This window comes from Micromonospora sp. CNZ297 (genome assembly GCF_007827625.1).
The window spans coordinates 104613-122418 of the sequence record NZ_VISU01000014.1 but is presented as its reverse complement, the minus strand read 5'-3'; the positions used below and the strand labels follow the sequence as shown (position 1 = coordinate 122418).

The 17806-nt window shown below is 73.7% G+C and carries 14 protein-coding genes and 2 riboswitches (1 of these 16 running past the window's edge); of the genes, 7 read left to right on the top strand and 7 right to left on the bottom strand.

Translation table 11 applies throughout. The features are described from left to right. Positions 1 to 17 precede the first annotated feature (17 nt). Positions 18 to 1046 (bottom strand): ribonucleotide-diphosphate reductase subunit beta, encoded by a 1029-nt coding sequence (locus FB454_RS23025; protein WP_013285788.1) that lies wholly within the window; start codon positions 1044 to 1046, stop codon positions 18 to 20. After that, complete coding sequence (locus FB454_RS23020) at positions 1037 to 3433, bottom strand: ribonucleoside-diphosphate reductase subunit alpha (protein ID WP_013285789.1); 2397 nt, start codon at positions 3431 to 3433, stop codon at positions 1037 to 1039. Before FB454_RS23020 ends, FB454_RS23025 begins: the two co-directional genes overlap by 10 nt. 116 nt (positions 3434 to 3549) lie before the next feature. Then, a riboswitch (cobalamin riboswitch) is annotated at positions 3550 to 3765 on the bottom strand. Between the two features lie 120 nt (positions 3766 to 3885). Here FB454_RS23020 and FB454_RS23015 point away from each other — a divergent pair. After that, positions 3886 to 4731, top strand: a complete 846-nt coding sequence (locus FB454_RS23015; RefSeq protein WP_145823456.1) for a PrsW family glutamic-type intramembrane protease — start codon at positions 3886 to 3888, stop codon at positions 4729 to 4731. Between the two features lie 91 nt (positions 4732 to 4822). Here FB454_RS23015 and FB454_RS23010 read toward each other — a convergent pair whose 3' ends face one another. From FB454_RS23010 to FB454_RS23000, 3 genes are all read right to left on the bottom strand, one after another. Further along, positions 4823 to 5446, bottom strand: a complete 624-nt coding sequence (locus FB454_RS23010) for a LysE family translocator (protein ID WP_030268882.1) — start codon at positions 5444 to 5446, stop codon at positions 4823 to 4825. 3 nt (positions 5447 to 5449) lie between these two features. After that, on the bottom strand, positions 5450 to 5962 hold the full coding sequence (locus FB454_RS23005) for an acyl-CoA thioesterase (RefSeq protein WP_030268885.1): 513 nt from the start codon (positions 5960 to 5962) through the stop codon (positions 5450 to 5452). Positions 5963 to 6093: 131 nt separating this feature from the next. Then, positions 6094 to 6300: riboswitch (cobalamin riboswitch) on the bottom strand. A gap of 30 nt (positions 6301 to 6330) precedes the next feature. Further along, complete coding sequence (locus tag FB454_RS23000; protein ID WP_145823455.1) at positions 6331 to 6897, bottom strand: DM13 domain-containing protein; 567 nt, start codon at positions 6895 to 6897, stop codon at positions 6331 to 6333. Positions 6898 to 6998: 101 nt separating this feature from the next. Between FB454_RS23000 and FB454_RS22995 the strand changes: the two genes are divergently transcribed. Together FB454_RS22995 and FB454_RS22990 are read left to right on the top strand one after the other, a co-directional pair. Next, positions 6999 to 7697 carry a response regulator transcription factor gene (locus FB454_RS22995; RefSeq protein ID WP_030268889.1) on the top strand — a complete coding sequence of 233 codons (699 nt, stop codon included), beginning with the start codon at positions 6999 to 7001 and terminating at the stop codon, positions 7695 to 7697. Between the two features lie 8 nt (positions 7698 to 7705). Then, a complete protein-coding gene (locus FB454_RS22990) occupies positions 7706 to 8722 on the top strand; it encodes a sensor histidine kinase (RefSeq protein WP_162881604.1) in 1017 nt (338 codons plus the stop codon). A gap of 9 nt (positions 8723 to 8731) precedes the next feature. On the opposite strand, the gene FB454_RS22985 is transcribed toward FB454_RS22990, so the two are convergent. Beyond that, entirely contained in the window at positions 8732 to 10369 is a 1638-nt protein-coding gene (locus tag FB454_RS22985; protein ID WP_030268892.1) for an ABC-F family ATP-binding cassette domain-containing protein, read from the bottom strand. A gap of 118 nt (positions 10370 to 10487) precedes the next feature. Then, positions 10488 to 12638: a hypothetical protein gene (locus tag FB454_RS22980; protein WP_030268893.1), complete on the bottom strand. Its 2151-nt coding sequence runs from the start codon at positions 12636 to 12638 to the stop codon at positions 10488 to 10490. An 81-nt stretch (positions 12639 to 12719) separates the two neighbouring features. Here FB454_RS22980 and FB454_RS22975 point away from each other — a divergent pair, with 81 nt between their 5' ends. The 4 genes from FB454_RS22975 to FB454_RS22960 all read left to right on the top strand — a co-directional run. After that, positions 12720 to 13484, top strand: a complete 765-nt coding sequence (locus tag FB454_RS22975; RefSeq protein WP_232236611.1) for a thioesterase II family protein — start codon at positions 12720 to 12722, stop codon at positions 13482 to 13484. Positions 13485 to 13645: 161 nt separating this feature from the next. Then, positions 13646 to 14659 carry a class I SAM-dependent methyltransferase gene (locus FB454_RS22970; protein WP_013285799.1) on the top strand — a complete coding sequence of 338 codons (1014 nt, stop codon included), beginning with the start codon at positions 13646 to 13648 and terminating at the stop codon, positions 14657 to 14659. After that, positions 14656 to 17283 (top strand): amino acid adenylation domain-containing protein, encoded by a 2628-nt coding sequence (locus FB454_RS22965; RefSeq protein ID WP_013285800.1) that lies wholly within the window; start codon positions 14656 to 14658, stop codon positions 17281 to 17283. Before FB454_RS22970 ends, FB454_RS22965 begins: the two co-directional genes overlap by 4 nt. Next, positions 17264 to 17806, top strand: partial view of a hypothetical protein gene (locus FB454_RS22960; RefSeq protein WP_013285801.1) — the start only. It continues 609 nt past the right edge of the window; the window shows 543 of its 1152 coding nt (coding positions 1-543); its start codon is at positions 17264 to 17266; the stop codon falls past the right edge of the window. The genes FB454_RS22965 and FB454_RS22960 overlap by 20 nt, the downstream gene beginning before the upstream one ends.

Here is a 17806-nt window from a genome sequence, read left to right as displayed (position 1 = left end):
CGGGGCGGGGGCGGCGCTCAGAAGTCGTCGTCGAAGGTGACCGAGCCGGTCACCCCGACCTGGTACGCCGACACCCGGCGCTCGAAGAAGTTGGACAGCTCCTGCACGTCCTGCAACTCCATGAACGCGAACGGGTTGCCGCTGCCGTACATGGGGGCGATGCCGAGCACTGCGAGGCGCCGGTCGGCCACATGCTGGAGGTATTCGCGCATGTCGGCCAGTGACATCCCGGGCACGCCCTGCCCCAGCAGGTCCTCGGCGAAGCTCACCTCGCACTCCACCGCCTCGGCCAGCATCTCCTTCACCTGCCGCTCCATCTCGTCGTCGAACAGGTCCGGCTCCTCGGCGCGTACGGTCTCCACCACGTCGAAGGCGAACGCCATGTGCATCGACTCGTCCCGGAACACCCAGTTGGTGCCGGAGGCCAGCCCGTTGAGCAGTCCCCGGGAGCGCAGGAAGTAGACGTAGGCGAACGCGCCGTAGAAGAACAGGCCCTCGATGCACGCGGCGAAGCAGATCAGGTTGAGCAGGAACGCCCGCCGGTCCGCGCGGGTCCGCAGCTCGCGCAGCTCGAAGATCGAGTCGATCCACCGGAAGCAGAACTCGGCCTTGCGGGCGATCGACGGGATGTTCTCCACCGCGTCGAACGCGGCGAACCGTTCCTTCTCGTCCGGCACGTACGTGTCGAGCAGGTTCAGGTAGAACTGGACGTGCACCGCCTCCTCGAACAGCTGCCGGGACAGGTAGAGCCGGCCCTCCGGGGAGTTGACGTGCTGGTAGAGGTTGAGCACCAGGTTGTTGGCGACGATGGTGTCGCCGGTGGCGAAGAACGCCACCAGCCGCGACACCAGGTGCCGCTCGGCCGGGGACAGCTTCGCCAGGTCGGCGAGGTCCGAGTGCAGGTCCACCTCCTCGACCGTCCAGGTGTTCTTGATCGCGTCCTTGAACCGGTCGAAGAAGCGCGGGTAGCGCATCGGCCGCAGGGTCAGGTCCATGCCGGGGTCGAGCAGCATGTGCCGGGTCGGTGCGGTGGTGGTCACTGGCATGCCTCGCAGCTCTCGGGGTTCTCCAGGGAACAGGCCAGCGCCTCGTCGTCGCTCACGGCGGAGACCACGCCGGAGACCGGGGCGAGCACCGGCGCGACGGTGGCCTGCTGGATGCGGGTGGCGGGACGGGAACGCAGGTAGTAGGTGGTCTTCAGCCCGGCCTTCCAGGCGTACAGGTACATCGAGGACAGCTTGCCGATGGTCGGCGCGCTCAGGAACAGGTTCAGCGACTGGGACTGGTCGATGAAGGGCGCCCGCGCGGCGGCCAGGTCGATCAGCGCCCGCTGCGGCAGCTCCCAGGCGGTGCGGAACAGCTCCCGCACCGGCGCGGGCAGCTCGGTGATGTCCTGCACCGAGCCCTCGGCCCGCTTGATCCGGTCGCGGACCTGCGGTGTCCACAGGCCGCGCGCCTTCAGCTCCCGCACCAGGTACGTGTTGACCTGGAGGAACTCCCCGGACATGGTCTCGCGCTTGAACAGGTTGGACACCTGCGGCTCCACGCACTCGTAGCAGCCGGCGATGGAGGCGATGGTGGCGGTCGGCGCGATCGCCACCAGCAGTGAGTTGCGCAGCCCGTGGACGGCGATCCGCTCGCGCAGCGCCGCCCACCGTCCGGCCTGCGCCGGCTCCGCGCCCCACAGGTCCGGGTGCAGGTCACCCTTCGCGGCCCGGGTCTGCGGGTACGCCGGATGCGGCCCGAACCGCTCGGCCAGCCCGGCGGAGGTCTCCAGCGCGGTCAGCAGGATCTCCTCCTGCACGCGGGTGGACAGCTCCTTGGCCTGCGCCGAGTCGAACGGCAGGCGCAGCGTGAAGAACGCGTCCTGCAACCCCATCAGCCCGAGCCCGACCGGCCGCCAGCGCGGGTTCGACGCCGCCGCCTGCTCGGCCGGGTAGTAGTTGATGTCGATCACCCGGTCGAGGAACACCACGGCGGTGCGGACCGTGGCGCGCAGCCGCTCCCAGTCCACGCCGTCGGCGGTGACGTGGGCGCCGAGGTTCACCGAGCCGAGGTTGCACACCGCCGTCTCGGCGTCGTCGTTGACCTCCAGGATCTCGGTGCACAGGTTGGACAGGTGGATCACGTTGCCCGGCTCGCCGGTCTGGTTGGACAGCCGGTTCGCGGCGTCCTTGAACGTCATCCAGCCGTTGCCGGTCTGCGCGAGCGTGCGCATCATCCGCCCGTACAGGTCCCGGGCCCGGACCGTGCGGACCGCGTTCTTCTCCGCCGCCCGGTACGCGGCGTCGAACGCCTCGCCGTACAGGTCGGGCAGCTCCGGGGCGTCCGACGGGTCGACCAGCGACCACTCGCCGTCGGCCTCGACCCGGCGCATGAACTCGTCCGGGATCCAGTTGGCCAGGTTGAGGTTGTGCGTACGCCGCGACTCCTCGCCGGTGTTGTCCCGCAGCTCCAGGAACTCCTCCACGTCCGGGTGCCACGGCTCCAGGTAGACGCAGGCCGCGCCCTTGCGCCGGCCGCCCTGGTTGACCGCGGCCACCCCGGCGTCGAGCGTCTTGAGGAACGGCACGATGCCGTTGGAGCGCCCGTTGGTGCCCCGGATCAGCGCGCCCCGGCCGCGTACCCGCGACCAGGAGATGCCGATGCCGCCGGAGAACTTCGACAGCTTCGCCACCTGGTGGTACCGCTCGTAGATCGAGTCCAGCTCGTCGCGCGGCGAGTCGACCAGGAAGCACGACGACATCTGGGTGTGCCGGGTGCCGGAGTTGAACAGCGTGGGGGAGCTGGGCAGGTACGCCAGGCTGGACATCAGCCGGTAGAAGCCGACCGCCTCGCCCGGGGTGCGGGACAGCCCGCAGGCCACCCGCAGCAGCCAGTACTGCGGCGTCTCCACCACCAGCCGCGACTGCGGGTGCCGCAGCAGGTAGCGGTCGGCCACCGTGCGCAGTCCGAAGTACTCGAACCGCAGGTCGCCGTCCGGGTCCACGGCGTCGTCGAGCTTGCGGGCGTGCCGGGCCACGAACCCGGCCGTCTCGTCGCCGATCAGTCCCAGCCCGTGCGCGTAGGCGATCGACTGGCTGAAGCTCGCCACGCCCTGTCCGCGGACCTCCTTGTCCACGTACGCGGCGAGCAACCGCGCCGCCAGCTTCGAGTACTGCGGCTCCTCGCCGATCAGCTCCGCCGCGGTCTGGATCGACAACCGGTCCAGCTCGGCGGTGGTCGCCCCGTCGTAGAGCCCGCTTATCGTCTTCGTGGCCACCCGCAGCGGGTCCACCTCGTCCAGGTCGGCGACCCAGCGCTCGACCGCCCGGACGATCTTGCCGACGTCCACCGGCTCGGTGTCGCCGTCCCGCTTGCGTACCCGCATCGCCGGCCGGCGGGTCTCGGACCCGCCGGTTCCGGACGGGGGACTCTCCTGCACGACAGTCATGACCTCTCCTCGCTGTCACCGTCTGGAGACGGCGGGAGACGCCAACGGGCGCGGCGCACGGCCGGCCCGGCTGCTGGCGTCGGTCGTCCCGCGCGACCTCCGGCCGCCGTACGCGGAGGCGTACGGCGCGCTGGCAGGTCTTCGGACTCGCGGGCCCGACCGGGGTCGCCGGTCGCCTACCGGCCGTCGCTTCCCAGGCCGGTGGCCCAGTGCTGTTGACGGCTGTCGTTCCCACTCACCGCTGCGGGGCAGTCCCGGATTCCCACCGGGTTCCCTCTTGCCTCGGCCCCGCCCCGGAGGGTCTCGGCCGAACCAGCTGCGGCACCACCATATATGGCGGTGAGGGCTTGCGTGCAACACCAGATGTCGTGTCGGCGTGTCGGAATGATCTCACTGTCCACAGTGCCTACCCCCGATTCCGGCGCGACCCGGCGGGCGCGATACTCGGCGGTATGGGGAATACCGGACGCCGCTGGGCGTGGGTGGCGGTCCTGCTCGTCGGCGTCGGGCTTCACCTGCTGGTGCTGGAGACACTCGTCGGCACCGGGACCGTCACGTTCGTCCCGGCGCTGATCGTGCTCGGCGCGTGCGTCGCGCCCGCCACGTTCCTGGCCTTCGCCCAGGGACGGCCGGCCCGCCGCCCGGTCCCCGGCTCCGTCGTCGGCGTCGCCGCGCTCCTCGGCGGCGTGGTCGGCGTGGTCGCCGCCGGCTGGCTGGAGTACGGCACCCTGCACCGCCTCGGCGTCCTGCCGATGGCGCTCGTCGGCCTGGCCGAGGAGACCGCCAAACTGATCGTGCCGGCCGGCATCCTGCTGCTGTGGCGGCGGCACCCGTCCCCGGCGCAGGGCCTGGTGATCGGCGTGGCCTCCGGCGCCGGGTTCGCCGCGCTGGAGACCATGGGCTACGCGTTCGCCGCGTTCGTCGGGTCGGAGGGCAACCTCGGCGCGGTCGAGCGGACGCTGCTGGTACGCGGTCTCACCGCGCCCGCCGCGCACCTGGCCTGGACCGGGCTGACCGCCGCCGCGCTGTTCACGTTCGCCGCCGCGCCCGGCGGCCGGAAGCTGGCGGCGTTCCTGCTCACCTTCGCCGCCGCCGTCACACTGCACACCTGCTGGGACACGTTCGGCACCCAGCCCGCGTACGTGTTCATCGGCGCCGTGTCGCTGGGCTGGGTGCTGCTGCGCCTGCACCTGGACCGCGAGCGGCCGCCCGCGTCCGGGACGCCGGCGGAGCCGAACCGGGACCGGCCTCATGATCATCGCCAGTTCGCCGAGGTGGCGGGGTCGGAGCACTTCTGATGCCGCCACCTCGGCGTGATGGAGTCGATCAACCGGCCGGGGCATTGCCGACCGCCGACCAGCCGACGCCCGCACCGCGCCCCGGTGCGTCTCAGCCGGCGGCCAGCCGGACGCCGAGCGCGACGAAGGCGACAGCGCAGAGCCGGTCGACGCGCCGTGACCAGCGGCTGTCGCCCCACCGCCTGGCGAACCGCCCGGCGCCCACCCCGAGCGCCAGGTCCACGGCGAGTTGCACCGCGACGAACAGCACGCCGAGCAGCACCAGCTGCGCCGCCACCGGGCCCGCCTCGGGCCGGACGAACTGCGGCAGGAACGCCACACTGAACAGGATCATCTTCGGGTTGAGCAGGTTCGTCAGCAGGCCGCGCCGGAACGCCCGCCCGGCGCCGCCGTCCGGCCGGTCCGCCGGTGCGCCGAGCCGGCCCGTGCCGCGCAGCGCCCGCAGGCCCAGCACGATCAGGTACGCCGCACCGGCCCACCGGATCGCGGTGAACAGCACCGGGGACGCGGCGATCAGCGTGGCGAGCCCGGCCACCACGGCGGCGACGTGCACCGCCTCCCCGGCGGCGACCCCGAGCGCGGCCACCGCGCCCGCCCGTGGGCCGTACCGGGTGGCGTTGGCGAGCACGAACATCATGTCCGGCCCCGGGGTGAGCATGAGCACCACGATGGCGGCCAGGTAACCCGCGAGCGTGGCCGCCGACAGTCCGAGCACCGTTCAGCCCTCCCCGGCGCCGTCGAGCAGCGCCCGGCGCAGCGCCAGCCGGTGTTCGCGCCGGATCTGCGCCTCCCGGTAGCGCCGCCGGTCGCCGTCGGTCTCGGCGTGCAGCGGCGGCACCGGCCGGGGCTGCCCGTCGTCGTCCACCGCCACCATCACCAGGTGCGCGGTCGCCACGTCCACCGGCGGCACCGCGCGGTCCCACCGGTCCGCGCTGACCTTCACCGCCACCTCCATCGAGCTGCGGCCGGCCCAGGTGATCCGGGCGTCCACGTGGACCACGTCCCCCACGCGTACCGCCCGCAGGAAGGCGGTCTCGTCGATGGCGGCGGTGACGGCCGGGCCGTCGGAGTGGCGGGCGGCGACCACACCGGCGACCGAGTCGATCAGGTTGAGGATCCGCCCGCCGTGGACCGTGCCCATCAGGTTGGTGTGGTGCTGGTCCATGATCTGCGACAGGGTCAGGTGCGAGGCCGACGGTGGTCGGCCGGTGAGCGTGATGGTGTCGGGCACTGTGCGGTTCCGTCCTCGCAGAAGCGGACCGCCGACCGGCCGGGGTGTGCACGTCGAGGACACGCCGACGGCCCTGCGCACGACGTGTCACCCGCCCGACCCACCCGCGAGGTCGACGGCGGCGCGCACCGGTGGTACGCGCGACGCGGGCAGGTCTTCGGACTCGCGGGCGTGACACGAGGTCGCCTACTGGCCGTCGCTTCCCAGGCCGTGGCCCAGTGCTGTTGACGGCTGTCGTTCCCACTCACCGCTGCGGGGCAGTCCCGGATTCCCACCGGGTTCCCTCTTACGACACCCGGCCGTCGCCGACCGGGTGAACCAGCGCTTCCCGCAGCGTAGACCAGCGTCCGAGGCCGGCGGCACAGGCGTCAGGCCGGCGCCGATCCCGTCACAGCGGCAAGCGGCGCCGCGCCGAACGACACCGCGACCCGCTTGCACCAGATCGACACGCTGCGCAGACCGTCCAGGTCCACCGACGCCGGGATGTCGTACGCCTGGTCGCCGATGTTGCCCTTGAGCCGGCCCAGCTCGACCCAGCGGCCGTCGTCGAACACCTGCCAGCCGGCCCGGCCGGGGAGCACCTTCCGGTCGGTCAGCCACACCCGCAGGTCGGGTCCGTCGGAGGTGTCCAGTCCGCGCAGGAGCAGCTGACGGCGGCCGTCGGCGAGACGGACGAGCTGCGCCCGGCCGGACGTGTCGTGCTCGTGGGTGACGAAGTCACCGGCGGCGAGCACCACGTCGGCGGGCGCCGCGCCGGTCGGCGACGAGCCGGTCGTGCCGGCCGGAGCCGGTGAGGGCTCCGCCACAGTGGGCAGCGTCTCGCGTACCTCGCGGTCGGTCACCAGCCGCCACGGCTGGAACAGGTACAGGCTCACCCCGAGGCCGGTGACGGCCACGACGGCCAGCACCGACGACACCACACGTCTTCTGCCCATGCTCCGACGGTAGGCGCGTAGCCGGCGGAAAGATCTTTCCGTCCGCTTACGGGTCGACCGCGGGCCGCCGCACCGGGACGCCGATGGGTAGCGTCTGGCCCATGGGGCGCTACGTGCTCGTCGTCGACGACGACCGGACGGTGAGCGACGTCGTCCGGCGCTACCTCGAACAGGACGGCTGCCGGGTCCGGTTGTCCTTCGACGGGCCGGACGCGCTCGCCGCGGCCGAGGAGGAGCCACCCGACCTGGTGGTCCTCGACCTGATGATGCCGGGTCTCGACGGCATCGAGGTGTGCCGGCGGCTGCGTCGCCGGCTGCCCGGCCTGCCCGTCGTCATGCTCACCGCGCTTGGGGACGAGGCCGACCGGGTCGCCGGGCTGGAGGTCGGCGCGGACGACTACGTGACCAAGCCGTTCTCGCCCCGTGAACTCGTGCTGCGCATCCGGTCGGTGCTGCGGCGCGCGGCCCCGCAGGACCGGGGACCGACAGGGGTGCTGCGCGACGGCGACCTCACCGCGGACACCGACCGGCGCGTCGCCGAGCGCGGCGGGCAGCCGCTGTCGCTGACCGTACGGGAGTTCGACCTGCTCGCGTTCCTGCTCGCGAACCCGGGACGCGCCTGGTCGCGGGCCGAGCTGCTGGACCGCGTGTGGGGCTGGCGGTTCGGCGACCAGTCCACAGTCACCGTCCACGTCCGGCGGCTGCGGGAGAAGATCGAGGACCACCCGGCGCAGCCGCGCCGCATCGTCACCGTGTGGGGCGTCGGTTACCGGTACGAGCCGTCGGAGGCGTCCCGGTGAACGAGCTGATGGTCATCGGGCTCTACGCCCTGCTCGCAGGCGCTGCGGTCGGCGCGCTCGGCGTCGGCGCGCTGCGGCTGGTGCGCCACCGGTCGATCCTCGCGCACATCGCGGTGCTGCTCGCGGTCACCATCGCCTCGGTGACGGCCGGCGTCACGGCCGTTGCCCAGGCCATGTTCCTGTCCGCGCACGACCTCCAGGTCGTCCTCGTCACGGTCGCCGCGTCCGCGGCGCTCAGCCTGGCCGTCGGGGTGGCGTTCGCCCGCCGCCTCGCCCAGGCGGCGGTCTGGGCCGACCAGGCCCGGCAGCGGGAACGGCAGCTGGAGGCGGGCCGCCGCGAGCTGGTCGCGTGGGTCTCCCACGACCTGCGTACGCCGCTGGCCGGGCTGCGGGCGATGGCGGAGGCGCTGGAGGACCGGGTGGTCGACGAGCCGGCGGCGGTGGCCGAGTACCACCGCCGGATCCGGGTCGAGACGGACCGGATGACGCGCCTGGTCGACGATCTGTTCGAGCTGTCCCGGATCACCGCCGGAGCGTTGCGGCCCGCGCTGTCCCCGGTGCCGCTCGGCGACGTGGTCTCCGACGCGATCGCCGCCACCGCGCCGCTGGCCGCCGACCGGCGGGTCCGGGTGCTCGCCCCGGAGACCGGCTGGCCGACCGTCCGGGCCGCCGAGGCCGAACTCGCCCGCGTCGTGACGAACCTGCTGGTCAACTCGGTGCGGTACACGCCACCGGACGGCACTGTCCGCATCGACGCCGGGCGGGACGACGCCGACGCGTGGCTCGCCGTCTCCGACACCTGCGGCGGCATTCCGGAGGCGGACCTGCCCCGGGTGTTCGACGTGGCGTTCCGGGGCACCCGGGCCCGTACTCCCGCACCGGCCGGCGCCGACGAGGCGGCACCGGCCGGCGGCGGGCTGGGTCTGGCGATCGTGCGCGGACTGGTCGAGGCGCACGGCGGGCGGGTGCACGCGCACAACGTGACCGGCGGGTGCCGGTTCGTGGTCCGCCTGCCGGCGGTCTGACCGGGCCGGTCAGCCGGCGTCCGGGGGACCGGTCTCCACCAGGCGTCCGTCCGCCAGGCGCAGCCAGCGGCCGACGTCGATCGCGGCGAGGAACCGCTCGTCGTGGCTGACCACCAGCAGCGCGCCCCGGTAGGCGTGCAGCGCGCTCTCCAACTGCCCGACGCTGACCAGGTCGAGGTTGTTCGTCGGCTCGTCGAGCAGCAGGAGCTGCGGGGCCGGTTCGGCGCCCAGCACGCACGCGAGCGTGGCGCGCAGCCGCTCCCCGCCGGAGAGCACCCCGACCGGAAGATGCGCGCGCGGGCCGCGGAACAGGAAGCGGGCGAGCAGGTTCATCCGCTGCGCATCAGGGGCCTGCGGCGCGAACGCGGCCAGGTTCTCCGCCACGGTACGGTCCAGGTCCAGCAGGTCCAGCCGCTGCGACAGGTACGCGATCCGGCCGTCCGCGCGGGTGATCCGGCCGCTCTCCGGCTCCAGATCGCCGTCGATCAGGCGCAGCAGCGTCGACTTGCCCGCGCCGTTGTCGCCGAGCAGGGCGATCCGCTCCGGACCGCGGATCGTCAGGTCGACACCGTCGGCGGCGAACAGCGACCGCTCACCGTGCCGGACCCGGACCCGTTCGGCGGTCAGCAGTGTGCGTCCGGCCGGGACGGTGGTGGCGGGCAGCTCCACCGTGATCGTCTTCTCGTTGCGCAGCGCCCGCTCGGCCTCGTCGAGCCGTGCCCGGGCGTCGTCGACCCGCCCGGAGTGCATCTCGTTCGCCTTGCCCGCTGCCACCTGCGCGTCCCGCTTCAAGCCGCCGGCGACGATCCTCGCCAGACCCGCGTTCTTCAGGTTCCGGGCGGCGTTGCCGGCTCGCCGGGCCGCCCGTTCGCGGGCCTCCTGCAACTCCCGCTTCTCCCGCTTGAGGTCCTGTTCGGCGCTGCGGACGTTCTTCTCCGCCACCTCCTGCGCGGCCCGCACGGCCGCCTCGTACGAGGTGAAGTCGCCGCCGTGGAAGCGCATCTCACCGCGGTCGAGTTCGGCGATGCGGTCCATCCGGTCCAGCAGAGCCCGGTCGTGACTGACCAGCAGCAGACAGCCGTGCCACTGTTCCAGCACGTCGTAGAGCCGGTGCCGGGCGCCCAGGTCGAGGTTGTTCGTCGGCTCGTCCAGCAGCAGCACGTCGGGCTGCTTGAGCAGTTGCGCCGCCAGGCCGAGGGAGACCACCTGCCCACCGCTGAGCGTGCCCAGGTGCCTGTCGAAGGCGAGGCCGCCGAGGCCGAGCCGGTCGAGTTGCGCGCGCGTGCGTTCCTCGATGTCCCAGTCGGCGCCGATGGTGGTGAAGTGCCTCTCGTCGGCGTCGCCGGCCTCGATGGCGTGCAGCGCCGCGATCAGCGGTGCGATCTCCAGGACCTCGGCCACGGTGAGGTCGGCGGCCAGCGGCAGGCTCTGCGGGAGGTAGCCCAGCACGCCGTCGACGGTCACCGACCCGGCGGCCGGGCGGTACTCGCCGGCGATCAGCTTGAGCAGCGTGCTCTTGCCGGCGCCGTTCGGCGCGACCAGTCCGGTCCGGCCGCCGCCGAGGGTGAAGGAGAGGTTCTGGAAGACCGGGGTGTCGTCCGGCCAGGAGAAGGTCAGGTTCGAGCAGACGACGAAGGAATCGGACATCAGGAAGACGACCTCGAAGATGAGGGCGGGCGGACCTCAGCCGCCCGGCGGGGGACACGGTCTCGGGGTACGACGGAACGACCACGGCGCTCGCCTGCGGTCGGTCACATGTCCGGTCTCACCCGGAGATGTCGTCGTCACCCGCCATGTCTGGTCTCCCTGCCTGCCTGATCGCCACTGGATCACTCCGGTCCACCGTAGCACCGGCGGTGGTCGCCAGGCGGTCCTGCAGACGGGCGTGCCGGAACTGGTAGACCGGCCCCACCGTGCGCAGCACCGACCGGCGGTGCGCGTCGTCGAGGAACCGGAGCAGCCGCAGCGGCGCCACCCCGGTACGGCGCAGCTCGACCATGACGAGCAGGGCGCGCCAGGTCTGCGAGGACGTCACGCCGAGCAGGAAGCCGCCGACGATGCCACAGGCGATGCCACCTTCCGCCGACCCGGCGAGCCGCCCCACCAGGCCACCCAGGACACCGAGCACGGACCCGAGCCAGAGGCCGCCGCCCACCGCGGACCACAGGTCCCGCCGCCAGGACAGCCGCGACGACACCGGGTCGTCCTCGTCCGCCGAGCCGGCCATCGCCAGGTACAGGCCCAGGGAGAGGCAACCGAGAAAACCGGTCGCGGTGAAGGCGAGGAAGACCGGGAAGGCCCGCCCGGACCCGATGCCTGTGACATCGGCGCACGCGGCGACGAGGAGCCCGAAGAAGCCCAGGAACAACGCACCGGTGAGCCCGGCGCCGAGCACGCTCTCCATCCGCTGACGGCTGACGACCCGGCTCCATCTGATCCGGCGGAGCCGCAGCGGACGCCGGCCGATCAGCACGTCCCGGGACAGCTTGGCGGTGAACGTGAGCACCAGCCCGAACGCCAGCCCGGCCAGGACGCCGAACGCCGGCCCGGCGAGCAACCCCGCGCTCAGTCCGGCGCCGAGACCGGTGACGAGCACCGTCGTGACCGCGTACAGGTCCCAGGAGGTGAACGACGCCAGGTGCCACCACACCAGATCGCGGCTGCCCGCCCGGTTCATCAGGTGGGCGAGGTGACCGAGCCAGCGCGCCGCCTGCGCAGCCGTGTAGCGCGGCTCCGGCACGCCGGGCTGGACGGCGTACGCCGCGGGAAGCACCCGGTCGAGCAGGGCGTCCTCCACCGCCTCCCGGCTGTGGTAGCTGTCGAGCAGCTCCGCGGCATCGTCGTCGGTGGTCACCGTGTCCCGGAACAGGCTCAGCATCAGCGGGCTGCGCAGCGCCTGCGCGACGGGACTCTCAGGCCGGTCGCGCACCTCGTCCACCAGCCGCTGCCACCCCGGCGGCAACGGCTGGGTCCGGCTCCGGGTGACGTACGAAGCGATGTCCGCGCCGGTCAGCGGTTCCAGCTCCAGGGCGGCGGCGCCGGAGAGGTGCCGGGCGACGGCCACCGCCTCCACCAGCTCGCGGCTGCGGGTCGTCACCACCAGCCGGAACGTGGTCTGGACGTCGAGCGCGCGCAGGGCGACCGGTCGCAGGTCCGGCGGCAGTTCGTCCAGCCCGTCCAGGAAGAGCGCCACGTGCCCGCCCGTGACGAGCCGGCGGGCCGGTTCGAGCCCGCCGAGGACATCGTGATCGGCGGCCAGCCGGGCGGCCAGCCAGTCGGCGACCGGTTGCCGGCGCGGATCCCAGCCGGACACGGTCAGCAGCACCGGCACGGGTACCCGTGCGCGTTCCTGCTCCGGCAGGCGCTGCCGGTGCTCCAGCGCGTCGATCAGCAGCAGGACGACCGCTGCCGACTTGCCCGCCCCGGGCCGGCCGAGCAGCAGCAGGCGGCCGGAGCCCAGGCCCGCGTACACCCGGAACAGGTCGTGCAGGTCGCCGTGGGCGAGGTCGGCCGCCCGCACCGGCGGGACGGCCGGCAGGGGCGGGAACCGGACCAGGTCGCCCTCGGTCGCGGCGGCGTCCACCGGCCCGGTGACCGGCCGGTCCGACCACCGCCAGTGGACCCGGATCGGAACCGGCGCCCACAGCCCGCGCTCGGTCGCCGCGCGGCTCCACTGCGCGAGGACGGCGGCGGCCAGCTCGTCGGCCGCCCGCTGCGCCTCGGGGCCGGGGCGGCGTGCGCCCCGGTGGTTGCGCCGCCACAGCCAGCCCAGGATCGGGCCGCCGGCCGCCAGGACGGCGAGGACCGACTGCAGCAGGGTGAGCTGCCGGTCGGTGGCGTTCGGCAGCCAGGCGACCGATGCGCCGAGCCCGGCCGCGACGAGCATCGCCAGCACCGACCAGACCCCCCGCCGCATCCCGGTAGTGTGCCAGGCGGCCGGCTGTCCACACAGGCCCGTCCGCCGAGCCGGGAGTGGTCCGGCCCTATGCTCCTGGCCATGCCCCAGGTGAGTGCGAGCCGCTGGTTCGGGCCGGCCGGTTCCCCGGCCGGCGACGCCCAGGTGTTCGTCTTCCCGTACGCCGGCGGCGTCGCCGGCTCCTTCGCGCAGTGGCAGGAACTGGCCGCGCCGGAGCTGTCGGTGCAGGTCGCGCTGATGCCGGGCCGGGGTGCCCGGCTGCACGAGCCACCCGTGGACGACCTCGCGGAGCTGGTGGACGCGCTGGCGACAGCCGTCGCCGAGCGGGCGTCCGGGCCGTTCCTGCTGTTCGGCCACAGCCTGGGGGCGCTGGTGGCGTTCGAGGTGACCCGGGAGCTGCGCCGCCGGGGCGCGCCCGCGCCGCTGGCGTTGCTGGTCGGCGGCGCGGAGGCGCCGCAGACCCGGCTGGTGCGGCGGCGCGTGCACGACCTCGACGACGCCGGTCTGATCGAGGCGTTGCGCGACTTCGGGGCCACGCCGGCCGCGCTGCTGGCCGACCGCGACCTGATGGAGCTGATCCTGCCCGGGGTACGCGCCGACTTCGCGCTGTCCGAGCGGTACGCCTACCGTCCGGAGCCGCCGCTGGAGGTGCCGGTGCACGTGCTGCTCGGCGACGGGGACGAGCACGTGGACCGGGACCGGGCCGCAGGGTGGGCCCGGGAATGTGTCACCGAGCCGCGATGGCACGTGTTTCCCGGCGGGCATTTCTTCCTTACCGACCATCTGCCGGAAATCATCGACCTAATGCGACACGTCGTCGCCAGTCACACCCCTGTGGCGGAATAGGCGACAAAGAACGGGTAAGGACTCGTACCCGTACCGAACCTTCCACAATGTCCGGTATTCGACCTGGTGAACGGCCGAGAAGCGGTGTTAAAGTTCGCCATCCGTTCGCCGAAGGGACGTCGCTGACGAGGCGGCATACTGTCGCGTGCGCCGAGGTGTTCATGAGCCGGCCGTACCTTCCGTCCCTGGTCCTGCGCGATTACCTGCACACCGTGGCGACCCTCCACCCGCAACTGCGCGAGCTGCTCGACTTTGGCCGCCCCGGCGCGGACGAGGCCCTCGCGGAACTGGCCGGCACGGTCAGCGAGTTCGACACCGACTCCACCGGCCGGGGCGATTCCTATCGCCGGGCGCAGCGGGACACGCTCGTCCGCTGGACCGGCATGCGGCGGCTGCTGGACCTCGCCACCCCGGACGCCGCCGCCCCGGTCACGCTCATCCTCGACGTGCTCGGCGGCGACGGCACAGTGGCCCGCGCCGCGAGCAGCCAGTCCGCCTGCTTCGAGTCCAAACTGGCGTTCATCACCGGCGACCTGTCCGGCCACATGGTCGACAAGGCGCTGGCCCACGGCCTGCCCGCCGTCCGCCAGGCCGCGCACTTCCTGTTCCTGCGCGACGCCGGCGTGGACGCGGTGCTGCTGGCGTACGGCACGCACCACATCCCGGCGGCCCGGCGGCCGCAGGCGGTCGCGGAGGCGGCCCGGGTGGTCCGCCCCGGCGGCCGGATCGTGCTGCACGACTTCGACGAGTCCAGCCCGATGGCCGGGTTCTTCGGCGAGGTGGTGCACCCGCACGCCGCCGGCGGCCACGACTACCGGCACTTCAGCCGCGCCGAGCTGACCGGCCTGTTCACCGGGGCCGGGCTGCCGGTACGCGTCGTCGACCTGTACGACCCGCTGATCGTGCGCGCCGACAGCGCCGAGTCCGCCTCCGCGGGCATGCGCGACTACGTCGGCGACATGTACGGCGTGCGCGACTACTTCGCGACGCTCACCGACGACGAGGTGTGGGGGCTGCTGACCCGCCACTTCGACCACACCGGCTACCTGGCCGGAATCGGCCGCGACGACGTGCCGGCCCGTCCGCTGGTCTACCGGGCCGACGGGCAGTTCGTGGCCGAGGTGCCCCGGATGGCGATCGTCGCGGTCGCGACGAGGACGCAGGTAGCGCCGTGACCGGCCCGCGCTACCTGACCGACCTGGTGCACCGGCCCGCCGGCGCCGGCGGCGACCGGCCCGCGATCGTCGGCCCGGACGGCGAGCTGAGCTACACCGCGTTGTGGGAGCGGGTCGGCGCGACGGCCGAGCTGCTGCGCCGCGCCCGCGTGCGGCCGGGTGACCTGGTGGGCCTGTACCTGCACCGGTCCGCCGACTACGTCACGTCGTTGCTGGCGACGCTCGCGGTGGGCGCGGTGGCGGTCCCGATCGACCCCGAGCTGCCCTCCGGCCGGGCCGAGCAGATGCTCGCGGCGGCCGCGCCCCGGCTCGTCCTGTACGCCGACCGTCCGCCCGCCGTCGCCGCGCCCGCGTCCACCGGGTGGCGGGACGTGCGTACCGCGCGGGCCGGGTCGCCGGCCGACCTGACCGATCGCACCGGCTGGCTGCCGCCGGGTGAGCACGCCGCGCTGGTGCTGTTCACCTCCGGCTCCACCGGCCGGCCGAAGGGTGTCGTGCTGCACCACGCCGGGCTGGTCAACCGGCTGGCCTGGGGCCACGACTGGTTCGGATTCACCGCCGACGACCGGGTGCTGCACAAGGCGTCGATCGGGTTCGACGCGTCGGTGCACGAGATCCTCTCGCCGCTGATCGCGGGCGGCGCCGTGGTCGTCGCCGGGCCGGGCCTGCAGTTCGACAGTCTCGGGCTGGTCCGGCTGATCCAGCGGGAGGCGGTCACCACCGCGCACTTCGTACCGACCATGTTGCGGCACGTGCTCGACGAGCCGGAGTTCGCCGGCTGCGTCACGCTGCGGCGGGTGCTGTGCGGCGGCGAGGCGCTGGACATGCGGCTGGTCCGGCGGCTGCGCGAGCTGCTGCCGTGCGGGCTGTTCAACGGGTACGGCCCGAGCGAGACCTCGATCAACGTGTCCTACTGGGACTGCGCCGAGCCGTACGCGGGCAGCATCGCCCCGATCGGCCGGATCATCGACGGCGTCACCGCCCACGTGCTCGACGACGACCTGCGCCCGGTGCCCGAGGGCGGGACCGGCGAGCTGTGGATCGGCGGGGTCGCGGTCGGGCTCGGCTACCTGCGCGACGACGAGCGGACGGCGGAGCGCTTCCGTCCCGATCCGGCGCGGCCGGGCGCGCGGCTCTACCGCACCGGTGACCTGGTGCGGGTCGCGCCGCAGGGCTTCCTGGAGTTCCGCGGCCGGGCCGACGACCAGGTCAAGATCCGGGGGGTCCGGGTGGAGCCGGGCGAGGTGGCAGCCGTACTGCGCGAGCATCCGGCCGTGCACGACGCGGTGGTGGTGACAGTCCCCGACGCCGAGGACGGCCCACGCCTGGTCGGCTACGTGGTGCCGCAGCCCCGGCAGGCCCCGGCGGCCGGCGGGTTGCCGCGGTTCCCGCTTCCGAACGGCATGGCGGTCACGGCGGCGTCGCCGGACGAGGCGGTCTTCCTCTACCGGCAGATCTTCGACCAGGCCGAGTACGCCCGTTTCGGCGTCCGCGTCGGCGACGGCGCCGTGGTCCTCGACGTCGGCGCCAACATCGGGCTGTTCTCGCTCTGGGCGTCCCGGCAGGCGCGCGACGTGCGGCTCGTAGCGGTCGAGCCGAACCCGGACACGCTGCCGTACCTGCGCGCCAACCTCGGCCTCTACGCCGGGTCCGCGTCGGTCGTCGAGGCCGCCGTGACCGACGCGGCGGGCACCGCCGAGCTGACCTCGTTCCCCGAGCTGAGCTACCTGTCCGGCCTCGGCGCCGACCGGGCCGGCGCCGCCTCCGACCTGGTCCGGTCGCACTACCGCCACGGCGGCGGCGACGCCGACGAGACCGAACAGGCAGCGCTCCTCGCGGACGCCCGCCGCCGCCTCGCCCCGGTGGCGCACGTGGTGCCGACTGTGACGCTGTCGGACCTGCTGGACCGCTTCGGGCTGGACCGCGTCGACTTGCTGAAGATCAACACCGAGGGCGCCGAGCTGAGCGTGCTGCGCGGGCTGCGCCCCGAGCACTGGCCCCGCATCCGCCAGGTCTGCCTGGAGGTCGAGCGCAGCAGCGTGACCACCCCGCGGGTGCGCGAGCTGCTGTGCGCTGCCGGGTTCGAGGTGCACGACATCGGCGACTGGAACGTCGGCGCGGACGCCGACGTCAGCTACGTCTACGCCGTACGGTCGCAGGACCCGCCGCCCGCGGCGACGCCCCGGGACGAGCCCGCCGACCACCTGCTGACCACCGGGCTGCTCCAGGGCTACCTGGCCTCGGCGCTGCCGCCCGCGATGCGCCCGGACCAGATCGTCCTGGTCGACCGGCTGCCCCGCCTGCCCAACGGCAAGGTCGCGCGGCTGGAGCTGCCACCGCCGCCGCCCCGGCCCACCGGGCCAGCGGCGGAACCCGGCGGCGGCGCCCTCACCGACCGGTTGCGCGAGGCGTGGCGGGCCACGCTCGGCGTCGACGCGGTGCACGACGACGACACGTTCGTCGCGCTCGGCGGGCACTCGCTGACCGCGCTGCGGATGGCGCTGCGGGTACGGGAGATGGCCGGGCTGGAGGTGTCCCCGGCGAGCTGCCTGCGCGCCGGGTCGTTCGCCGACTGGGTCGACCGGGTCACGGAGGCGGGACGCGATGTCAGCCCGGTCCGCTGACGCGCGGCACGTCGTCGTGGTGGGCGCCGGCCGGCTGGCCCGCTCGCTGTGCCACGCCCTGGCCGCGACGCCCACCCCGGCGCCGCTGCGCGTGACGGTCCTGGCCCGCGACCCGGACGCGGCCCACGCGCTCGCCCGCGCCGCGCGGGTGCGCGCCACAGTCGCCGGAACCCCCGTCGCCGTTACCGCCCGGCCGTTCACCGCCGAACCCGGCACCGACCCGGGGGAGGGGTACGCCGCCGACGCCGCCTCGATGGCCCGGCTCCGGCCCGACGTGCTGGTCTGCGCCGCGTCCGCGCAGTCGCCGTACGAGCGGGCGGCGGCGCCGTCGGCCTGGACGGACCTGATCGCCGCGGCCGGCTTCGGGGTGACGCTGGCGTTGCAGGCCGAACTGGTGTCCCGGCTGGCCGCCGCGCTGGCCGGCGGCGCGCCCGGCGCCACGCTCGTCAACGGCGCGTTCCCGGACGCGGTCAACCCGCTGCTCGCCGCGCTGGACCTGCCGGTGCGCTGCGGCATCGGCAAC

What these genes read in the sequence shown, in the direction of transcription:
- FB454_RS23025 (WP_013285788.1), bottom strand. Translation starts at nt 1,046, where the DNA reads ATGCCAGTGACCACCACCGCACCGACCCGGCACATGCTGCTCGACCCC.
- FB454_RS23020 (WP_013285789.1), bottom strand. Translation starts at nt 3,433, where the DNA reads ATGACTGTCGTGCAGGAGAGTCCCCCGTCCGGAACCGGCGGGTCCGAG.
- FB454_RS23015 (WP_145823456.1), top strand. Translation starts at nt 3,886, where the DNA reads ATGGGGAATACCGGACGCCGCTGGGCGTGGGTGGCGGTCCTGCTCGTC.
- FB454_RS23000 (WP_145823455.1), bottom strand. Translation starts at nt 6,897, where the DNA reads ATGGGCAGAAGACGTGTGGTGTCGTCGGTGCTGGCCGTCGTGGCCGTC.
- FB454_RS22995 (WP_030268889.1), top strand. Translation starts at nt 6,999, where the DNA reads ATGGGGCGCTACGTGCTCGTCGTCGACGACGACCGGACGGTGAGCGAC.
- FB454_RS22990 (WP_162881604.1), top strand. Translation starts at nt 7,706, where the DNA reads ATGGTCATCGGGCTCTACGCCCTGCTCGCAGGCGCTGCGGTCGGCGCG.
- FB454_RS22985 (WP_030268892.1), bottom strand. Translation starts at nt 10,369, where the DNA reads ATGTCCGATTCCTTCGTCGTCTGCTCGAACCTGACCTTCTCCTGGCCG.
- FB454_RS22980 (WP_030268893.1), bottom strand. Translation starts at nt 12,638, where the DNA reads ATGCGGCGGGGGGTCTGGTCGGTGCTGGCGATGCTCGTCGCGGCCGGG.
- FB454_RS22975 (WP_232236611.1), top strand. Translation starts at nt 12,720, where the DNA reads ATGCCCCAGGTGAGTGCGAGCCGCTGGTTCGGGCCGGCCGGTTCCCCG.
- FB454_RS22970 (WP_013285799.1), top strand. Translation starts at nt 13,646, where the DNA reads ATGAGCCGGCCGTACCTTCCGTCCCTGGTCCTGCGCGATTACCTGCAC.